Origin of the sequence: Enterococcus sp. DIV1279b (genome assembly GCF_050531515.1) — a bacterium.
Lineage (GTDB): Bacteria > Bacillota > Bacilli > Lactobacillales > Enterococcaceae > Enterococcus_D > Enterococcus_D casseliflavus.
The window spans coordinates 1762269-1782611 of sequence record NZ_CP172891.1 but is presented as its reverse complement, the minus strand read 5'-3'; the positions used below and the strand labels follow the sequence as shown (position 1 = coordinate 1782611).

At 41.3% G+C, this 20343-nt stretch carries 21 protein-coding genes and 1 pseudogene; 4 read left to right on the top strand and 18 right to left on the bottom strand.

Going from position 1 to position 20343, the window contains the following annotated elements; translation table 11 throughout:
- Positions 1-65 precede the first annotated feature (65 nt).
- Positions 66-401, top strand: a pseudogene (locus IGI71_RS08360) (GNAT family N-acetyltransferase); the annotation flags it as partial.
- 71 nt (positions 402-472) lie between these two features.
- On the opposite strand, the gene IGI71_RS08355 reads toward IGI71_RS08360, so the two are convergent.
- The 8 genes from IGI71_RS08355 to IGI71_RS08320 form a co-directional block, all read right to left on the bottom strand.
- Positions 473-1516 (bottom strand): AI-2E family transporter, encoded by a 1044-nt coding sequence (locus tag IGI71_RS08355; RefSeq protein ID WP_142974238.1) that lies wholly within the window; start codon positions 1514-1516, stop codon positions 473-475.
- A 172-nt stretch (positions 1517-1688) separates the two neighbouring features.
- Positions 1689-2546, bottom strand: a complete 858-nt coding sequence (locus tag IGI71_RS08350) for a triphosphoribosyl-dephospho-CoA synthase (RefSeq protein WP_430616333.1) — start codon at positions 2544-2546, stop codon at positions 1689-1691.
- Between the two features lie 12 nt (positions 2547-2558).
- Positions 2559-3644, bottom strand: a complete 1086-nt coding sequence (locus IGI71_RS08345) for an acyltransferase family protein (protein ID WP_430616332.1) — start codon at positions 3642-3644, stop codon at positions 2559-2561.
- 24 nt (positions 3645-3668) lie between these two features.
- Positions 3669-4262, bottom strand: coding sequence for a malonate decarboxylase holo-ACP synthase (locus tag IGI71_RS08340; protein ID WP_159161326.1), 594 nt, complete (start codon positions 4260-4262; stop codon positions 3669-3671).
- 3 nt (positions 4263-4265) lie between these two features.
- On the bottom strand, positions 4266-5948 hold the full coding sequence (gene mdcD, locus IGI71_RS08335) for a biotin-independent malonate decarboxylase subunit beta (protein WP_430616331.1): 1683 nt from the start codon (positions 5946-5948) through the stop codon (positions 4266-4268).
- Positions 5938-6237, bottom strand: a complete 300-nt coding sequence (locus IGI71_RS08330; RefSeq protein WP_005226050.1) for a malonate decarboxylase subunit delta — start codon at positions 6235-6237, stop codon at positions 5938-5940. The genes mdcD and IGI71_RS08330 overlap by 11 nt, the downstream gene beginning before the upstream one ends.
- Before the next feature lie 25 nt (positions 6238-6262).
- Positions 6263-7909, bottom strand: a complete 1647-nt coding sequence (mdcA, locus tag IGI71_RS08325; protein WP_430616330.1) for a malonate decarboxylase subunit alpha — start codon at positions 7907-7909, stop codon at positions 6263-6265.
- 5 nt (positions 7910-7914) lie between these two features.
- Complete coding sequence (locus tag IGI71_RS08320; RefSeq protein ID WP_010748321.1) at positions 7915-8829, bottom strand: ACP S-malonyltransferase; 915 nt, start codon at positions 8827-8829, stop codon at positions 7915-7917.
- 117 nt (positions 8830-8946) lie between these two features.
- Here IGI71_RS08320 and IGI71_RS08315 point away from each other — a divergent pair, with 117 nt between their 5' ends.
- Entirely contained in the window at positions 8947-9801 is an 855-nt protein-coding gene (locus tag IGI71_RS08315; RefSeq protein WP_034857451.1) for a LysR family transcriptional regulator, read from the top strand.
- Positions 9802-10013: 212 nt separating this feature from the next.
- Here the strand turns inward: IGI71_RS08315 and IGI71_RS08310 are convergent, their stop codons facing one another.
- The 4 genes from IGI71_RS08310 to IGI71_RS08295 all read right to left on the bottom strand — a co-directional run bounded on the left by IGI71_RS08310 (position 10014) and on the right by IGI71_RS08295 (position 12361).
- Positions 10014-10433, bottom strand: a complete 420-nt coding sequence (locus tag IGI71_RS08310; protein WP_010748319.1) for a cupin domain-containing protein — start codon at positions 10431-10433, stop codon at positions 10014-10016.
- Positions 10434-10778, bottom strand: a complete 345-nt coding sequence (locus tag IGI71_RS08305; RefSeq protein ID WP_271772578.1) for a carboxymuconolactone decarboxylase family protein — start codon at positions 10776-10778, stop codon at positions 10434-10436. It lies immediately after the preceding gene.
- Positions 10747-11313, bottom strand: a complete 567-nt coding sequence (locus IGI71_RS08300; protein ID WP_271772581.1) for a flavodoxin — start codon at positions 11311-11313, stop codon at positions 10747-10749. Before IGI71_RS08300 ends, IGI71_RS08305 begins: the two co-directional genes overlap by 32 nt.
- Positions 11314-11479: 166 nt before the next feature.
- Positions 11480-12361: a LysR family transcriptional regulator gene (locus IGI71_RS08295; protein ID WP_118215231.1), complete on the bottom strand. Its 882-nt coding sequence runs from the start codon at positions 12359-12361 to the stop codon at positions 11480-11482.
- Between the two features lie 288 nt (positions 12362-12649).
- Between IGI71_RS08295 and IGI71_RS08290 the strand changes: the two genes are divergently transcribed.
- On the top strand, positions 12650-12838 hold the full coding sequence (locus IGI71_RS08290) for a hypothetical protein (RefSeq protein WP_074535879.1): 189 nt from the start codon (positions 12650-12652) through the stop codon (positions 12836-12838).
- Positions 12839-13050: 212 nt separating this feature from the next.
- Here the strand turns inward: IGI71_RS08290 and IGI71_RS08285 are convergent, their stop codons facing one another.
- Positions 13051-13755 carry a flavodoxin gene (locus tag IGI71_RS08285; protein ID WP_430616329.1) on the bottom strand — a complete coding sequence of 235 codons (705 nt, stop codon included), beginning with the start codon at positions 13753-13755 and terminating at the stop codon, positions 13051-13053.
- A gap of 350 nt (positions 13756-14105) precedes the next feature.
- Here IGI71_RS08285 and IGI71_RS08280 point away from each other — a divergent pair, with 350 nt between their 5' ends.
- Positions 14106-14603: a GNAT family N-acetyltransferase gene (locus tag IGI71_RS08280; RefSeq protein ID WP_156236137.1), complete on the top strand. Its 498-nt coding sequence runs from the start codon at positions 14106-14108 to the stop codon at positions 14601-14603.
- A gap of 137 nt (positions 14604-14740) precedes the next feature.
- On the opposite strand, the gene IGI71_RS08275 is transcribed toward IGI71_RS08280, so the two are convergent.
- The 5 genes from IGI71_RS08275 to IGI71_RS08255 all read right to left on the bottom strand — a co-directional run bounded on the left by IGI71_RS08275 (position 14741) and on the right by IGI71_RS08255 (position 20339).
- Entirely contained in the window at positions 14741-15442 is a 702-nt protein-coding gene (locus IGI71_RS08275; protein WP_430616328.1) for an ABC transporter ATP-binding protein, read from the bottom strand.
- Complete coding sequence (locus IGI71_RS08270) at positions 15436-16635, bottom strand: Tat pathway signal sequence domain protein (protein ID WP_430616327.1); 1200 nt, start codon at positions 16633-16635, stop codon at positions 15436-15438. The genes IGI71_RS08275 and IGI71_RS08270 overlap by 7 nt, the downstream gene beginning before the upstream one ends.
- Positions 16632-17735: a hypothetical protein gene (locus tag IGI71_RS08265; protein WP_430616326.1), complete on the bottom strand. Its 1104-nt coding sequence runs from the start codon at positions 17733-17735 to the stop codon at positions 16632-16634. Before IGI71_RS08265 ends, IGI71_RS08270 begins: the two co-directional genes overlap by 4 nt.
- Positions 17736-18029: 294 nt before the next feature.
- Positions 18030-19064 (bottom strand): amidase family protein, encoded by a 1035-nt coding sequence (locus IGI71_RS08260; RefSeq protein ID WP_430616325.1) that lies wholly within the window; start codon positions 19062-19064, stop codon positions 18030-18032.
- A 60-nt stretch (positions 19065-19124) separates the two neighbouring features.
- A complete protein-coding gene (locus tag IGI71_RS08255) occupies positions 19125-20339 on the bottom strand; it encodes a phosphopentomutase (protein WP_074535911.1) in 1215 nt (404 codons plus the stop codon).
- Positions 20340-20343 lie beyond the last annotated feature (4 nt).

Genomic DNA, 20343 nt, shown 5'->3' with positions numbered 1-20343 from the left:
CACTCTTTCTCCGTTATCAAGACTAAGAAACTTCTCCCTATTTACAAAGTTTCGAGAAGCTAAACGCAAAGTTTTCTGCGTCGAATACCACTTATTATTTAATCATGACCGCTCAGAAAACCGTGGGCTTTGTAAAACTGACGGTTGAGCAGGAACATACGACGAAGCTATCTTCCATCGCCCTTCTTCCCTCCTACGAGAACCGCGGGATTGGTAGACAAGCAATGACCTTGATTGAAAGGCTCGTTCAAACAGATACGTTACGTTTGAATACGATCCTGCAAGAACCTAAGCTGGTTCACTTTTATCACTCGTTAGGGTATTCAGCAACAGGCAGGTTTCAAAGCCCCTCTTCAGCAATCTGCTTTGCCTCCTTTACGAAAAAAATTGCTACGAAATAAAAAAGCCATCTCGCCTTTCATCGGCAGAGATGGTTTTTTCTATCAATTGCCATCCTTTACAGCAATCATTTTTATTGGTCCTGCAAGGTGTCATCGGATTTTTTACGCAATCGCGGAATCTCTTTCACATTCATTAAATCTAAAAAGAAAGTGAACAATGGGATCCCGATGATCAAGCCCCACAAGCCAAAGAGATGTTCGCTAAGATACAGGAGAATAAACGTGTAAAACATCGGGATTTCTGTTTTATTAGCCATCAAGCGCGGATTTAAGATATAGGATTCCAACGCATGAACAAACACTATGATCAATAAAATGTAGATCACGTCATTAAATCCGCCGATAGAATAGGCAATAAACGTCAATGGAATACACGAGATGATCACACCAGCAACAGGAATCAAGCTGAGAAAGAAAATCATCAACGCCAAACTCAACAGCTGCGGAAAGCCCATCACCGCTAAGGCGAAAACAGTGATCGCTGTATTGACTAAGGCGATCACCAACTGCGTCTCGATCACATTTCCGAAAGCCCGCGTAAACTTAGCTCCTAAATAGTAAACATCTTCAAAGAACCACGCCCCTTGCCCTTGCAAAAACAGCCGAGAAAACGCAACGGTCTTTTTGTTATCGATCATAAAGAAGAAGCTAAGCAGAAAGGAGATCAGCACAGTCAACGCCAACTCACCGAAATTATACAGATAATTGATCACGACTAGAACGCCGCTTTGTAATTTCTGGATGTATTCGCTGGTCTGCAATAAATTCAAGACATATTCGATCAATTCATTATTGGAGTCTGTCCGTTGGTAGAAATCAGCAACGGAATTGACTAATTGGACGGATTGTTTGATGATGATGGGTACATAATTTGTTGCTACTAAATAAAGAATAAAAACAATCAAGCTGTAGGTCAGGATGCTCGTAAGCTTGATGGGCAGATGGCTTTTTCGATGGAGCAAAAGAACCAGCCGATAAATCAGATACGTAAAGATAAAGGTCAGCAAAAGAATGGTCATCAGACTGCGAAACAAAAAAAGAATGCCCGCAAGCATAAACAGGACAGTCCAGCGCCGCAACACAAGATTTTGAAGAAAAGCATTATAGTATTTCATCTGTAACTCCTTTATTCGTTGCAATGGAGCAACGAAGCATTTCAGTAGTGCCTAAGAATTATCTAATCATTAAACTATGCAAATAGCAAGAGATTTTATTTTTCTTAATCGAGCGAAAAAATGAAACAAAAAATCCTTAGAAGAATCGTTGCCTTTCTTCTAAGGAAAAGAGTTATTGGTAAACGGTCTTTCCTTCGTTTACGGGTAAAACCGAGTTGATGGACAATAAAAAGAAGCTGGCAGCCAACAGATCAGCACTGCCGCCTGGGGACACATTTTCTGACTGGCAGAAGGCTGCTAGTGCATGAAATGCTGGGTTCGGCAACGCTTGCTGATTGGCTTTTTGTGCGAGTTGCTGAACCAGTGCCAGTACCTCTTGATTGCTGCGGTATAAAATACACGTATCGTTCAGCGTAGCGATGATCGCCAACAGCATGTGGAGCCTTTTTTTGGTCTCATTGGAACAATCCCGAGAAAAATAATCTGCTAGAGCGATTTGAACATGAGGGAACCCAGCAGCAGCTTCCCCATACGCACCGAGATGTCCATATTTGGCTTGAACAGTTTTGCCATGACTTTCTGTTTGTTGAATCAGAGCACGATCAGGAAATGCAGTGAGAAGCTGGATGTCAGAAAAGACTTCTGGTAAAAAAATCCGCTGTTTGCGACTAAGTTGGCTACTGACGGCGCTGATGAGCAAGCCTAATGCCCAGATGGCTCCTTTATGAGTGTTGATGCCACCAGTGGCTGCCAACATCGCCTGTTCTGCCTTCCGACCGATTGCAGCGATTGCTTCCCGCAACTCTTGAGACATGCTGCTTCCCCAAGACACCAAGGCCATTTCTTCAAAGTATGGCGTCAATGCTCGAGCTGATCGTAGAAAGAGTGCTTGATCCATATCGTGATGGGCACCTGAATCAATGGCATCCACTAACCCAGGTTTTGGGGACAATGTCACTTCTGCAATCAAGGCTTCTTCTACCAATTGGGCGAGTCGTCGACAATTTTCTTCTACAGCTAATGCAAACATCCAACTCCTCCTCTAGTTTTTGATTTGACCTTTGATCGTTACCCATAAAACATGCAAAACATAGCTTGTTAAAAAACCACAGCTGGCAGTTGCCAAATAAGCGACGATGATCATGATGCCCATTGGCAGTTGCAGCAACAAATCTTTGAAGCATAGCAACAAGACTTGAAAGACAAAAACATTGGCAAGATAGGTTCGATACGCATAAGTAGACAGCCACTTAAACGTCCCTAACTGTGGGGCATTGTTTTTGATCATGGTTGATCCAAACATAAAGACTGCAAAAATCAATACTAAGCTATATAAGCTTTGCAATGTATTTAAATACGGTGCATGAGCGAAACTTAGATCACCTGCATAATGTAGCAGATGATTGGCAGATAATAGCCCTAATGCTAAGCCCACTGGCAAGAAAGCGTAGCGAATCTTGTATAGGAAGCGATAAACGGTTTCGTGATAAATCAAAGCGGCTTCGCCATAGATCCCGTAGATCACAAAGCTAAAGACAAACCGATCCAATAAATACCAGCTTTCATGATGCGGTCCTTCAAAAACTTGGCGATCATAAAATACATACCAAATGACATACAAAGCAGTTGCGACGATCAATACTGGCCAAACAGCTTTTTTCTTCGTCAACACTTTGTAGCCTAACCAGACAAAAAACGGCATCAACAATTGGATCTGCAGCATCATGATCGTATACCACAAGTGTGGCGCCGCATCCCCCGTCACATATTTCAGTAAAAACGTTGCTGTGTCAGTATAAGGTTTTCCTTGTTGGACAGCGGGAAACAGCCATAAATAAGCCGTCGTCCAAAGCACATATGGCACGACAAGTTCAAAAAACTTTTCTTTCAAAAATTCTAGATAAGACAGATGTTGACTAGTCTTAACCATGTTATAAACAATAGCAAAAATAAACAGGGGTGCGGTAAATTTCACCAAGACATAAAAGGTACCGATGAATGCTGCAGTCTTTTCATCTTGGGTATTGGATAAGGCAAAAGTCAAAATCGTTTGCATCATTACTGCTGTCACGGCAAATACTTTTTGGAAATCACTGATGTTGATTTTTAAATCGTTGTTCTCAAACATGTTTTTCGCTCACTTTTCTAATAATTACCAAATCTCAGTGGTGAGTTTTGGCCCTTCGTCTGTTTTTACTAAGATTTTTTTTGATGGATGTTCCAAATACTCCTTTAAGGCAAACCCGCCTTGTTTTGTGATAACTTGAACATCGATCTGTTGAAAAAAGGCTGCCTGCTTTTCCAATAGTTCCAGTGGCAGCTTTTCTTTCGTGTCGGCATAAAGCAACAGATCTAAATCACTGGTCGGCTTGATTGCTGCCTGTTTTGCAGCCAATTCAAAACCCAAGCTGCCACCGATTCCCCAAGAATAGTGCTTCAATAAACGCCGTGCTTGTTGATAGTTGCGGTAAACTGGATAATTGGCTACTTCATTGAATCGGAAGCTCTCACGAGTGATCAATTCCCAAGGATGGATCGTTCGTTTGATCATGTTGCAGGGTGCCTCAAAGGCAAACCGTTCTTGCCGCTTTTCCCCGCGCAACCCCACTGGTAAATAGCTGGGGTTACGGGGTTTCCCACGACGGACGGTCGCAAAAAGCTGTTCTTTTTCAGAAAACCATTTGGGAATATCAATCATATCAAGAACTTCTTTATCTAATTGAACGATATCGTGGGCACGGTTCATTCGTTACTCATTCCATTCTGCATTCATTTTTTCAAATACGTTATTCGTTTCCAGCCGGCCGCTCTTTTTAGCGATCGGATTGGTGTAGCGACTGGTCAACATCGTGTCATTCGTTTTACGCACATCATCAATCGCCTCATTGATCGCTTCAATTACAGTCGCTTTGCTTTCAGAGGTGACAGACTGATCCGTAATGGAGGATAAGAAAGTGAAGATTGCCCCAAGTTTCGTATAATTTTTGATATCATAAGCAATACTTGGTACTTTTTCCGCCGCGGCTTCAATCGCTGCAATCGACCGTTTGGTGACTCGACTTGCACTTTCTTTTGACATTGCTTGAACAGTGATCTTTTCACTATTTAATGCGATCAGACGACTTGATTGCAAGCCGTGCGCTAAGAAAGCCCCAGAGATCGCATTACCAGCGATAAAACCGATCACTGGATGACCCGCTTGGCGTAGTTTGGCATAAGCTGCCGCACTATTTGCTAAAGCTGCATGAATACCAATCAATTCTTCATTATAGCCATACGCTTGGCTAGGGACATCGATGACCGCAACGATTGGCCGTTTGATTGCTTTCTCTTTGTCTTCGTGATAAACAGTTTCTAACAGATGGCCCATCTCGTACCCTTCGACTAAACCAACTTCTCCATTGCGTACCCGATACATCGGATTATTTGGGTTTGGCACGATTGCTGTAACAACGACTTCTTCAGTAAAAAGGTCAGATGCAGCTGCATAGACTGTTGCACTAGTTGAGGTTGGGAACTGCAGATTCGTCAATGCTGAAAACCAATGATAACCGATACTGTCAGCAGCAGCTTCTTGGCCTTCTGTTACAGTAATAGGTGCCACTTCAGTTGCTTTATGCGCTGCAAGAGCCTTATTGTATGCCTCGATAGTCAGCGGCTTTGATAGATCAAGTTCGTTTAAAAGAGAAAGATAAAAACCACTTTTTTCGCTGCGATGACTGTCTTTCTTTTCAACCATCGCCGCAATCACAGCTTCTTGGATCGATTCGACACTGTCAGTCACTAGTTCATCGATCATTTGTGCTTCCAAACGTTGTTTGGCGCCAATGGTATTCCAAATCAAATCTTTATCACTGGAATCAAATTCTCTCACGCCAGCTTCTTGTTCGATGACTTCAGGACCGTTCAAACCGATACGGGCTTTCTTCGTCGCTATCAAGTAGCTCATAAGTGCTGAGGTAATCGACATACCGCCAAAAGAACCCACCCGACCTGGCACTAAGCCAATCACTGGCACATACGATTTTATTGCAACGATCAAATTGCCGATTTCTGCGATCGACAATAAGCCGTAATTCGCTTCTTGGAGGCGTACCCCACCAGTATCGAGGATGATGATCGGTGTGATCGGATTGCCCTTTTGGTTTTCTTCCAACACATGCGTCAATGCAGCGATGATTTTAGCACCAGAAACTTCACCGATCCCGCCACCTTGGAATTTCCCTTCCATAGCGATCACGACTACGTTTTCTCCAGAAATCGTTCCACGATACACAACGATCCCATCATCGCTTTGTGGCACGATGTCTTGAGCCACCAGATTGGGTGCGATCATTTGGTCGAATGGATCGATCAATTCACGACCGCTCTTGGCATCCAATAAGGCGTGCACCCGTTCTCGAGCATTTAATTCTACAAAACTATTCTTCATCTGCTAGTTCCTCCATTGCTTGGGTTAATCGTAGGTAAACCACACCGGGAGTGGCGCCAAAGTCGTTGATCACTATTTGCGCACTGATTGGATAGCGCTCAAAAAAACGCGTCAAGACATTTTGCCACACATCGCCAAAGCCGTCACTTCCTGTACAAACTGAAACGGTGGTTTCTTGTTTGTCTGTTGGAAAAAGCAGAATTTCCAAGTCACCAGAACCCACCACGCCAACATGGACTTTTTTGGTGACTGGTTTCGTTGTTTGATACGTATAAGCTAATTTTTCCATCTCTTCTTCTCTCCTCTTGCTCTTATTAAGACCACGTTCTGAATTTCATTGGCGGTTCGTACAACCCATCGGACCATTCGATCAAATCATCAACGGTTTGAGCTGCTAGCAATGATCGTTTGGCATCACTGCGTTTGATCCCTAAGTCTTCTGGTAATTTCACGATTCCCGCTTTGCGCAAGGCATCCAGAGAAGCTTTTGTGCTGGTCATTCCTAGTGGCGTTACACCACCGATGGCTGCGATGGCTGCTTGTTTTTCCTCTTTTGAGTTTGCTTTATAAAGATAAGCGATGCCTTCTTCTGTCACGATATGCGTCGTATCTTCGCTATAGATCATAATTGGGGCATTGGCTAAACCAGCTTGCTTTTGGACAGCCAACGCATCTAACGTTTCTACAAAAACAGGTTTTTTATTGGACCCATACGTTTCAACCATTTGAACGACTAATTTTTGTCCTTTTGCAAAAGGATCTGTTTCATCCCGCAAGGATTGCCAAGCTGGAGTCGAATGCCGACGGCCCCCTGGATTATGCCCCATATTTGGTGCACCACCAAACCCAGATAAGCGGCCTTTCGTCACTGTAGAAGAATTTCCTTGATAATCTAGTTGTAAGGTCGAACCGATAAACATATCGATGGCATATTGACCTGCAGTTTGTGATAATGCTCGATTGCTGCGCATCGTGCCGTCTTTTCCGACAAAGAATACATCGGGTCGAGCGGCAATATATTTTTCCATACCAACTTCCCCACCAAAACTGTGGATGCTTTCGACCCAACCAGATTCGATAGCTGGAATCATCGTTGGATGAGGATTCAAGACCCAGTTTTTCGCTACTTTTCCTTTGATTCCAAGCGTTTCTCCATAGGTTGGTAAAAGTAACTCGATCGCAGCGGTGTTAAAACCGATCCCATGATTCAACGATTGTACTTCATGTTCTGCATAGATTCCTTTTAATGCCATCATCGCCATCAAAATTTGTAATTCCGTAATGTTTTGCGGATCTCTCGTAAAGAGGGCTTCTAATTGATACGGTTGGTCTGCTACCACGACGACATCGATCCAATCGCTGGGAATGTCGACCCGCGGCAAACGATCGACCACTTCATTAACTTGAACGATCACAATCCCATCTTTAAAGGCTGCTGCTTCGACGATCGTTGGCGTTTCTTCCGTATTGTAACCTGTATAAAGATTTCCTTGGCGATCGGCTTTGTCCGCCGCCACAAGGACCACATTCGGAATCAAGTCGATAAATAAGCGGCCATATAATTCCAAATACGTATGAATGTCCCCTAATTTCATGGTTTTGTCTTCAATCATTTGGGCAACGCGCGTACTTTGTGCGCCTGCATAAGAAAAATCGATTTTCGCTGCAATGCCTTTTTCAAATATCGTCAAATGTTCTGGACGGGAGATACTCGACATGATCATATGCAAATTGTTGACTTTTTGAGCATCGACTTGTTCTAAGCTTTTTGATAGAAAGCTTGCTTGTTTCTGATTGTCGCCTTCAAGGACCACTTTGTCTCCCGGACGGATCAACTGTTCTAAGACTTCAATGATCGCTTCCGTTGGGACATATTTTCCATCGAGAAGATGCTCGATTTTTTTCATGGTTTGGGCTTTCTTTTCACGTTTACTTGCCCAGTTTCTTGCAGTTTTTTCCATTCTATTCATCTCCATTTTTGATATAGGAATAAAGCATCATCCAAGCCATGTTGATCCAAATTGATCACACGGATCGCTTTGTTTTCACCAAATTTTGCTTGGATCAGTTTTGTTAGGGTATTGCCAGGAGGAAATTCAAGAGCCAAATCAAGTCCTGCTTCGTAGGCAACATCCATGATCTTGTTCCACTGCACCGGATAAGCAATATTTTGCAGCAAATCTCGACGGATCTCTTCAGGGTTCATGGTCATCCGACCATCCGTATTTTTGAGGTACGGACAGATAGGCACATCAAGGAATACCGTGTTCATAAATGGCGCAAACCGTTTCACGGGTTCTGCCATCAACACACAATGGGACGGGACAGGCACTGCTAAAAGTTTGGCGGTTTGCGCATGATAATCTTTCGCTTGAGCTAGCGTCTTGCGCAAGCCTTTGATATGACCAGAGATCGTATGCTGCATGGGGCAATTTTCATTTGATAAATAGACGGGAGCAGCAGGATCAAATGTTTTTGCCACGAGCGCTTCTGCTTCACTTCTCGTTACACCAACCAGTACTCCCATGGCATAATCAGTCGGATAGGCTTCTTTCATCAATGTCGCCCGATGATAGACCAAGCTAGCGGCGTTTTCGAAACTCAAACTTTCACAAGCTAACGCAGCGGAAAAAGCGCCAATCGAATGCCCCGCCACTAGCTGTGGTTGCACACCAGATGCTTTCATCTGGTCCGTGTAAAAAGCCGCTTTTACTAAAAGCGCCAACTGAATAGAGACGGTATCTTGTTTTAGATCCCCCGATACAGGGTGTAAATCAAAGCCTGTCGCCTGTTCTAGACGATGGAAATAACTGGCAGGCACGTCCTCAAGCATCTTGCTGGTCTGACTGCCTTGTCCTGGGTATAAGAAACCTGTACTCATGAAACACCTCCTAAACAATTTCTCTTTCCTGTGTCATAATAACGGAAGTTTGTTATAATAAAAAATACCAGTTTCGTGAATATCCATAACCATAAGGTATGGAAAGAGGAGTATCTGATGAACCTTGATCATTTACGCTATTTTAAAAAAGTAGCCGAATCGAAAAATATTACCCAATCTGCACAAGAATTATACATCTCACAACCTGCCTTGAGCCGTGCCATGAAACACCTAGAAAGTGAACTAGGCGTTCCTTTGTTCTATCATGCCGGTCGGCATATCGAGTTGACGATGTATGCTGAAGAATTTTATCCCTATGTCGTTGAGACGTTAGCACGTTTCGACGAAGGAATGAGTGCGATCCAAGCCTTAAATGGAGAAATGGTGCCTGCAGTGACGATTTATTCTGAAGTCGCTTCTGTTTCCTTGCCCAACTTGGTGGCGACATTCGTTGAAAAGCACCCTGAGATCCAACTTTCGATCAAGCAGCACGGCAGTAAGGAGACCGACAAAGAACAAGCCTTCTACATTACCTCTGAGCCAAAGAACGGCTTGACCAATCTGCCAATATTCACGGAACCCATCTTACTGGCGATCCCGAAAAAGCATCCCTTGGCAGAAAAAAAAGACTTGCAAGTTGCCGATATCCAACACGTGCCTTTGCTGATGCTGGTTGAAAACAGCCCACTGCGTAGAACCATCGACAAAACGTTTGAAGCAAAAAAAATCAGTTTGGCTATCGGTTCAACGACGGACGATCCGGCGACGTTGCGCTCCCTTATCAATCAAGGGCTAGGAATCACGTTCTTTCCTAAAATTACTTGGGGCTATGAAGATCAGGCACCTTTCGTTTTACGTGAACTAGCAGATTTCCCCTTATCAAGGACGATCTATTTAGCCTCAAGCTTTACTAAAGGTCATCCCATGACAAAACTAATTGCAAAAACGTTGATTGAATTTTATCTTGGCTAAACAAAAAGAAGCGTCCATTCGCACGTTAGCTGTGCAAGTGGACGCTTCTTTTTTCTTTCCTATTTACCACGGTTGAATCATCGGATCGACCGTACATTCATTCACATTGATCACTTCGATCTCTTTTGGCTAGCCACACTATTGGCTGCCCCGTCAGGTGAGACCCCATAAGATTTGTTACACGCCTTCCAGTACGGCTGCCTTATCATCGCTTATGCATCGGGCAATTGATCGTATTCTTCATCACTGACTGCTTCTAACCATTCTGAAGCACCAGCAGTAATCGCTACATGGGCAAACCAACTATTTTTTGCTGCACCATGCCAATGTTTGACCCCTTCCTTGATGACTACGACATCACCAACAGTAAGTTTTTGCGGTTTCTTGCCTGCTTCTTGGTACCAGCCTTCTCCTGAAGTCACCAACAACAATTGATACCCACCATCAATATGCCGATGCCAATTGTTGCGGCAACCTGGTTCAAAGGTCACATTGCCAACGTTGACTGGAATCGCTGGATCAGCTACTAAAGGATTCAAGTAGCTCTGACCGCTAAAATATTGTGCATAGGCGTCATTTGTGTTGCCTAATGAAAAGATTCCAGCTTCTTTTGCTGCATCGAGTTCTGACATTTATTTTTCCTCCATTTCAGCTAGCTCTTCTTGATAAACCGTTTTGGCGATGTTAAAAGCAGACCAAGCTTTGGGCCAGCCAACATAGAAAGCCAGATGAGTGATTACTTCTGCAATTTCTTCTACTGTGATCCCGTTTTCTTTGCCAATCGTCAGATGGGCAGTCAATTGTTCAAAATTGCCACCCGAAATCAAGGCAGATATCGTTAATAAACTTCTTGTATGGGGAGCCAATTCTTCCTCACGTGACCAAACTTCACCAAATAACACATCATCATTTAATTGCGCAAATTTCGGCGCAAATGTCCCTAGGTTATCTCTTCCTGCAGTTTGTTTCTTTACCATATCGATCGACTCCTTCTTCTATTGTGATAAAATGCTGGCTCACCCAATTTTGAATGGCAGTATTCGCCTTATTCACTCGTGACCCACGGATGGCTAATCCAGGATATATGAGGGCTTCAGGACAAGTTTTTTTAAAGTCTTCTAGGCTATTGCCGAATCCTGAGCCTTCATGGGTACAAAAGGGAAAAATAATCTTCCCATCGAAATGATGGTCTTTTAAAAAACTCGCCACGATCCTCGGATAGCTCCCCCACCAGTTGGGAAATCCAACAAATAGTATCCGTTCTTTAAAAAACGCAGACGGTACTGTTTGATAGCGGGGAAAATCATTAGCAGCTTTTTCTTTTTTTGCATGTTCGACCATCGCCCGATAGCTTTCAGGATAAGGTTCCACAGGGTCAAGAGTATAAAGGGGGCATTGCAGCTGCTCTGACAGCTTCTCTGCTAGAATCTGCGTATTTCCTATGCCCAGTTTTTTGAGCTGTCCCTCAATCAGATTTTCACCAGCTCGTGAACAAACAAGTATTGCCGCCATTTTGTCACCTCCTACTCTTTGTTTCCTGATAGATTTAATGGTAAGCCAATCGAGTTGGATTGGCTAATGCTTTTTCACACAAGACCTTATGCTTACAAAGCATAGCTGGTTTCGATATACAAAAAAGAAGCGGATATCACCGCTTCTTTTGATGTTTACACTGAGACTATTGAAAGGAATCGCGAAATCGCCGAATAAACTCGATAACGACTGGTGACAGCACACGATTCTTTTTCCAGACCAATACACAGCTGGTCTCGATTTGTGGTACTAAAGGTAGAAACTTGATTGCCTCATTCCTTCGTTCTCCGACTGCTCCGCTGATGGTCAATGCCGAACCAACATGGTTTTCTACTAAGGAAAAGACATTGAATATTAAATTGTAGGTGCCCACGATCGGCAACTCTTCCACTGGTGTCTTCGACCATTGACTGAACATTTGCTGTACTTCTGGACGCTTGGAGATCAATAAAGGCACACCTTTGATGTCTTCGGGTGTTATTTCTTCTTTATGCGCAAGAAAAGAATCAGCCGATGTCAAAAAGCCCCATGTTTCTTTTCGTGGAAGAACGATTTTTTCGTACTTCTCGATTTCAATCGGTTCGATCAATATCGCTAGATCCAACAAGCCTTTCTCCAGGCGATCGCTGATGTCATCTCCCGTACCACTATGAATATGAAAGCGAACATCAGGATAGTCATTGATAAATTCTTCCAACATCAAGGAAAGCGTATCGGAATTATCTGCTTCCACACAACCAATCGTGAAGTGACCGCTAAATAAATGTTTTTTACGATCTTCAAACGCTTGCATTGTCTGGTCTGTCAAACTCAAAATCTCTTCCGCACGGCTTTTTAAAAAACGCCCCGCTTCCGTTAAAACCATTTTCCGATTATCACGAGTGAATAGTGCCGTCCCTAACTCGTCTTCTAATTCTTTTAATTGTCGACTCAATGTCGGTTGTGTGATGTGGAGCACTTCTGCAGCTTGAGAAATCGTCCCTTCCTCCGCAATCGTGTAGAAATATTTTAATAACCGAATTTCCACAAAATCTCCTCCTCATTTTTTCTTGTGCATTCCAGGTGTTCGAAACAAAAGAGAAGCTCCCTCTCCAGTCTCCTTATCAATTCTTATGATAACAAAGAATCACTGTTCCAGCGAATCTAGCTAAAAAAGCGTAGGAAATTGCAGAATTGTAAAAAGATTCGTCAACGACATGTAAAAACTGTTCGCTTAAACGAACAGTTTTGTCAGCTGCTTGCTTTTTACGGCTTTTGGCGTAGGATATATGAGTATCTTGGTATGAGTCCTCATACAATGATTTGGAGGAATACAATGTTAAATTTATCAATTCTTTTATTTTGTGTAGCGATCGCTTTACTCGGACTTGCAGGATTCATCTTTAGAGTGCGTGCGTTGCTGAATAAACGTCCGTGGAATGGTCCTGTATTGCCATTGTCGGTTATTGGTGTAATTCTTTTCATCGTCTCTTTGGTCATGATCTACCTTTCTTATCCGAAATAACAGAATTGTAGTCAACCTAGAACGAATAAATCGGAAAAACTGACTATTCTCGGGAATAAGTAGGAGCTTTTGCTTCTAATCCATCAGCGCATCCCCAAATGATTCATAAATCAACTGCATTAGTTTACCATAATTATATTATGATTATTTCGGTTTGTGGTACATCATGAACATGTAGCCAATTGAGAAACGGCTACTAAACTTGAATTTTGCTAATATCCTATTTCATCGAGCCAATTCAACAGATTCGGTTCAGCCTCTTCAACACTTCCCGCTCTTGCTGCAAAGCCTTCCAGAAAGTCATACGCTGGATACAACGTTTGAAGTTCGTTTTGACTATTGGTCAGTCCACTTCCCCCATGGGTTGCAAAAGGAATGATTTGTTTATCCGTAAGATCATAGGTTTCAAGAAATGTTAAAACGGCTCTTGGGGCACGGTTCCACCAAACGGGAAAGCCGATAAAGAGAACATCCACTTCAGTCATTTCGGCAACGTCAGTCATCAACGTTGGTCGGGCATCTTCTTCCACCTCTCTAGTCGCAAAAGCTGTATGTTCATCGTAAACGTTAGGGTAACCTACTTCTGTTTGAATCGAGAACAACGCACCGCCGGTCTGTTCAGCAATCATTTCTGCTATCACCTGGACATCTCCTACTAAGGTGTCATCGATTACATTAAAACTACTTCCAGAAACTGCTTCGACTGCTGGTTCATGCTCTAAATTTTCTGGTCTTGTGAAGTAGGCGATCAAAATATCGGCATCCCCATCAATCCCTGTTTCTCTCATTTGTTGCGTAATGGTGTCACTAGTACTTGTTTCCGTTGTACCAATGTCTGGCTCGTCATTCATTGAATCACTGCTGCATCCTGCTAGAAAAATCATCGTCAGAAAAAGTCCTTTTGTCCATTTGTTCATTGAATTGCTCCTTTCTTTTCCCATCAAAATGGTAGTTCCAGTATAATTCTTGAAGTGGACTTTAAGGCAAGACTCTTGAGCAAACCTTCCCCTATTTTTTACATCTTTCTCACAACTTCCTCACAAAAAAATTTCCTTCCCAGCATACTGAAAAAAGCCGTAAACAAAGCTTTGTTTTACGACTTTTTTGTTTAGTTATCGATTTTTCTCAAACTGGCAGCGACAAAATGAGCCTATCTCTGGTTAAAGCAAATATTAGGCAGGAAAAAATTAAAATAGAAGCAAATAAGACGAGTTCGAATAATTTCATTATATGATAAACTATTCCTAAAGAGTAAAGGAGTGATTGAATGAACGTTTTCTTCAGACCACCAAAAATTGATGATATTGATCAAATCATGCAGATTGAAAAAGCAGGATTTACAGCTGATGAGGCAGCATCAGAAAAAGCGATGAAAGAGCGTATTTCAATCATTAAAGATAGTTTTTTGGTTGCAGTCAATAACGACGATCAACCGATTGGCTATGTTGTTGGACCGATTATCCAGGAGCGGTATTTATATGATGAACTATTCGAAAAAACCAGTCTAAATCCTCCTTCTGGCGGTTATCAAAGCATTCTTAGTTTAGCTGTTGCACCCGAGTACCGACAGTTGAAGGTTGGCGGAAGATTACTTAAGGAACTAGTCCGCCAATGCAAAAGACAGCAAAGGTTAGGCGTGACTCTAACCTGTCTTGAGTCATTGATCCCATATTATAAAAAACACGGTTTTCAGCTAGAAGGCCAATCTGATTCACAACATGCCGGGGTTCCATGGTTTAATATGGTATTCGATCTGGTAGAGTAGCTGTTATCTAGTCACAGGAATTTTTTCACAACAAATAAAAAACGCGCACCAACTCTAAAGCCTCTCATCAAACAGCTGTTAGCTGATTCTTTTGAATGCTTTAAGTTTGGTGCGCTGCTTTTACAGGCAATAACGAGCTAGTTGATAGAAAATTGGTCCTTCATATAAATCTCCTGATATTTTTCCATCAATGATTTTTTAGGATCATTGTATTCAAACATCACCCCATCTTTCAGAAATAAGATCTGCTGAGAGATCTCCTCCAAATTATACAAAATATGAGAAGAAACCATGATCGCTTTTCCTTCTGCAGCCAGCTGCTGCAAAATAGTCGAAACCAATAAAACATTGGTAGGATCCAGTCCGTTCATCACTTCGTCCATGAACATATATGACGTATCCCCGATTACTTGCATCGCAAAACAGAGCCGCTGACGCATGCCTAATGAATAGGTCGCTACGCGGTTTTTTGCATAATCTTCCATTTGTAGCAGAGCAATGATCGTTTCAACCTTCTTTGATGACTTCCAAATACTTTTGTATAGCTCAAGATGTTCAATACCGGTAAATTCCTCGAACAATTCACTTTGATCTGGTAATAGAGATACATTTTCTAATAAGCGACTTTTTTTCTTTAGCGAAGTGAAATCTTCGCCATTTAACGTTATCTCGCCAGAAAAGCGCGGTACTTGTCCCAGGATTGCTTTCATCATTGTGGTCTTGCCAGTACCATTTGGTGCTACTAAGCCAATAATCGACTTTTCTGGCAATTCAAAGGATATATTTTTTAGGATCTGCTTATCTCCAAAATTGACGGATAAATTCTGAATGCTCAACATTTTTTTCGTCTCCCTTCAATCAGATAGGTAAGCAGAAGCAAACCCGTTAAACTAACGATCCAAGCTAATAAGACCCTGACTCCGAAATCAAAACGCATCCGAGGATCATAATAATCAAACCAACTTCTCCCCAATACGACCTTCCCAATACTAACAAAAGAAGTGGGGAAAAAATGCCAGCTATTGTATGCTCCGCCACCTCGAACCAGATAAAAATTACTGGAAACAAGCAGCAGCAATGAAAACATCGCACTAATAATCTGAGAAGAAAACCACTTATTTAGTAAAAACGCAAATAGAAAACCAAGAATCAGGAACAACACATAGAGAGCAAGGCAACGAAGCAACACGCTTCCCAACGTCCATAAACCAAAATTCACTTCGATACCACTTGTCCAATAAACCGCCACTGGATAATCTAAGCGCCCAACTTCATGGGTAAAGCTATAGAGAAAAACGCAAGCCATGACTGGTAAAAGCAAGCTGAGCCCATACGCTAACCCAGCTGCAGCTTTGGCTAAAAATCTGCGAGACTTGCGCAATGGAAATGTCGCAAGCAGTGTCTCATGTTTTTGGTCCCGTGTAAAACTATCACTAATTCCTAAAATGAAAAAGAAAAGCAAAGCCATTGGCAAGATCGTTTCACTGCTTCTGAGCAATGCCTGCAAAGCCGTTTTTTCCTCCAAGGCTTGTGCTGTCACCTCCCCCTCATAGCGGGCAAATTCCTGATATTTCAAGATATTTTTTTGATAATCGTAATGTCCATCGATTTTTGCATTCGGATTATTGTTTAAATAATATGGAATGTCGTAACGTAGAACCCCAATATCGTTTGCGAATAACTGCTCGTCAGAAAATCGATACCATTCACTCGTGGCTTCAGCGTATTGCCGCCAATCATGATCATCGATCGCTGCTAATCGTATTTGATCCCATTTGTTCCAAATCGGAAATACACTCAGCGCATAATGAACATAAAAGTGAGTGTTTTCATCCACAGTAGTATTCTCTAGAAATGTCTGCCTTTCCGCAACTCTAGTACTGATAACAGGTCGATTGATTTTATCGATCGGCTCGAAAGTGGATGCGACCTGCAACGTATAGTAGACACCTAAGAAGAAAAGCAGGAAAAAAGAGACATACGTTCTTTTTTGGCGAAACTGTCGCTTTAATTCGAACATCCAGATAGTCATTTCCTTAATCCCCCTTTCAATCGTTGTGTGGTCAACCAAAAAAGAGCGACCGTATAGATGAGCAAGAGGATCAGAGCGAAATAGAAAGAATAGAATGACCAATCACTGGCAAAAGCATAGTCTCCTTGAAGCAGCTGGAAGACATTCAGAAATTTAAACGGTGTAAGCAGCCAGATCCGACTAGGAACAATCAGCGGTAATGCCCCAAGTAAACTAGCAAGTAAGCAGGTTTGTAAGACGTCTTTCGTTACAGTAAAAATGAACGAGGTCAAACAAATGGCAAAGCCAGTGATGACAATCGTCATCAGAAAATACAAGAGCAAAAAGAGAAGAAATTCAACTGCTTGAATTTCCCGCAACCAATAGGCAAAAGGATATGAAAAATCAACATGATCAAAAAAGAAAGAACAAAAAACAGCACTGATCAAAAACAAGCTGGTCCCTATGGTGCAAATTGCCAGTCGAATGATGATAGGAATAAAAATTCGGTCTCGTTTTCTAAAAGGTAAGCTGTTGGAAAACTGCGGTCGTTTCACTTCTGAAAGAAAAAGATCTGCTGACCAGAAAACAGTCAAATAAAAAAGTAGTGCGCCATAGAGTAAAAAGACGGTTTTCCAGTAGTCACTAAATCCTTGCTGATTCCAATGAAATTCTTTGCTTTTGGCAAGTACTTGTGTGAACTCACTTGTTTCTTGAATCACTTTTGCCTGTTTTGGAAACAGGGATCGGTCACTTTCAGCGGCATATTGCTCATAGAACGTTTCCATTTTTTCACCATAATCTATACTGGCAGACAGATACCGTTGGCGATTTTCTAACATAGCAGATTGTGTCATGGTTGCTAAAGCGTTGGATTGATCGATAAGACTAAGGTAACGCTCATCGGTATTCTCGACATCGGTCAAATCAATTTTTTGATAACTTTGCAAGGCGATATCGATAGATGATAGTCGTGCCTGAGCAATAGCTGCGACTGTTTCTGTCACATTTTTTTGAATGAAAACAAAAAATAGCGGCAATAACAGCAAGAATACTACTATAAAGCGATGCTTTAGGCTGTTTGTTTCTAATTTTAGGTAAAAGAGTAAGGTGTTTTTCAAAAGACGCTCCTTATGATTTTCATAGATAAACTTCAACATCACTACTTTCTACAAAAAGTTTGATGTATTTAAGTCCATTTTTTAGTTAAAGTTAAAGATAAACCAAAGCATTTTCATCACATTTCAAAACTTTCATCTTTATATTTTATATAAAAAGCTATTTTAACCTTAATATTTTCTATTTCATCAGTCAACACATTTTGAACGAAAAAAACCAAAGACAAATAAATGTCAATGGTTTGACTAAATCTTATTGGATTTCGACTCGTTGCTATAATTTCAAAGATATTCGTTTTACAAATTATATCCATCGTCAAAATAAGAATGATGATCGAGAAAATAATTCTTCAACAATCTATCTTCTTTGGCGATAAGTTTTTTTGCTAAATGAAACATTTGTTGCTCAATTCCTGATTGAGGCTTTCCGATTATTAAGTACCCAGTAGCTAGACTTGTAGTTGGAACGATCAACCCGATAGCATTACACATATTGACAACTCTGATAAATCCTTTTTTACCAGCAATTTGATTTTCTCGCGTCTGATCATCAAAATGTCCGATGAGTGTTTCACCAATACCGTAAATGTCAATTGGTCCTTCTTTCGAAATAATTATATCTACATCTAAAAACAATCGTTCTACTTCATCAATTAATTTTTTACGACTTTCTTGATACTTATAGGAAAAATCCTTCGTAATTATTTTCATAGTCTCCATGTCTACTGATAAAAGATCCTTATTTATTTCTGAGTCTACAGCAATAATTACTGTCTTTTCTTGGTCCTTATGATCAGTAAAGATTTGTGCTAATTGCTTTATGAGATCTATCTCACGACTAATAAGTCCGATGGATGGTGTGAAAGATATGCCATCTGTTGAAGATTTTACTATTTTTTCTAAACTGAGCATTTTCTTCCCCACTTCCGGATGGATATAACCAACTAAGTTTAAAGCTGCTGCTGGAGCTAAAACTGAACCACCTCCGTCCGTACCGATTCCAACATCATTAATACCTAAAAAAACGTTCACAGCTGTTCCACTCGATGAACCAGTCATTACACCACCAGTAATTGGATTTCTTAAATCTATATCTATCCCTCTTCCTTTATGACTTGCTTTGTCAATCGTGTGAAGATGGAAGCCATTTTTCTCCAAAAAATCTATAAAGAAAGATGTGAAAACTATAGAATCTTTCAGTCCAATATAATATCCAGAAGAGGAACTGATTTTCTCTATGCAATTGGGAAATACTTTAATGACGGAGTTGTAAAAATTTGCCATTGCTAAACTTGTTCGCTTGGAATACTCTTGAACTTTATTCTGCTCCATGTTATAAACTCCTTAAAAGGCTCGATTTTGGTTTTACTACCATTAATCGAGCCATTACATTTAATTAATAAATAATTCTGGCAAAAATGACTGACCATTTTGAGGAGGCGAAACGTTAAAGTAATCTGCTACAGTTGCGCCAACATCTGCAAGGGTTTGTCTATTTCCTAAATATTTATTATGGATACCTGGACTATAAAGCAATATGGGAACCTTTTCTCTAGTGTGATTGCTGTGCCCTATCGTGGGATCGTTCCCATGGTCTGCCATAACAATTAGGATATCCCCCCTTTTTAAGGATGGAAGCAATTCTTTGATTCGTTTATCACTAATTTCTAAACGATCAGAATAACGATTTACATCTTCCGCATGACCAGCCAAATCAGTTTCTTGAATATTCAGCGCAAAAAAACCATGATCAAGCGTTTTCACTTCATTGATCAAATCATCAAAAAGACGATTTGTATCAACTCCTGGAAATAAGCGTTTACTATCCGTCTGGATAATATCCGCGACTTTGCCCAAAAAAGAAACTGGGATATTTGCATGATCTAAGATTGTGGGAGTTTGAACATTTTTATTAATACCATATCCAAGATGAACGACTTGATAACCAGTATTATATACGCCAGATTGTGGAGCATCTACTCCTGCAATTTCTCCATTCCTTGTTTTTCTTGCTCCGAGTAAGTCTTTTAATGTTATGTTTTCACCACCAAAAGTAATGACTCTAGAAACCTCAACCACTTCCCTTACAACATGCCCAATTTTTGCCAAGTCATTAAAGGAGATCAAATCCAGACAAGCGGAAACATTATAAACTTGTCCATAATCTGTTTCCAAGTTATCACCGACCGTTGCAAGTTCATCTACAACTAAAATCTGTGTCCCGCTTTCACCCACTCTTCGAACTTGATGACCATACTTTATCAGATTAGCTTCGACTTCATCGATTTTTTGATTGAATGGTTGAATCAATGGAATCTTAGGTGTTGTGCCCATAATTTCTTGATGTCCTAAGAATGAGTCGGCTCCATAGTGTGCTAGGTCAGCTGTGCCATAATTTGCTGTCGGTGAAAATTTATGATTTTTTATCTCAAAACCAAGAGCATTCATCAAACCTAAGCTTTCCAATGTTGGTATATTAATTGACGGATTGGAGGCAATGATATGTGCAGCAGTGTTGCTTCCTAGATCTCTAGGTCGAACCTCCTTAACATCATCCATTGCGCCAACGCCAAAACTATCTAAAACGATAACAACAAATTTCCCCATTTTT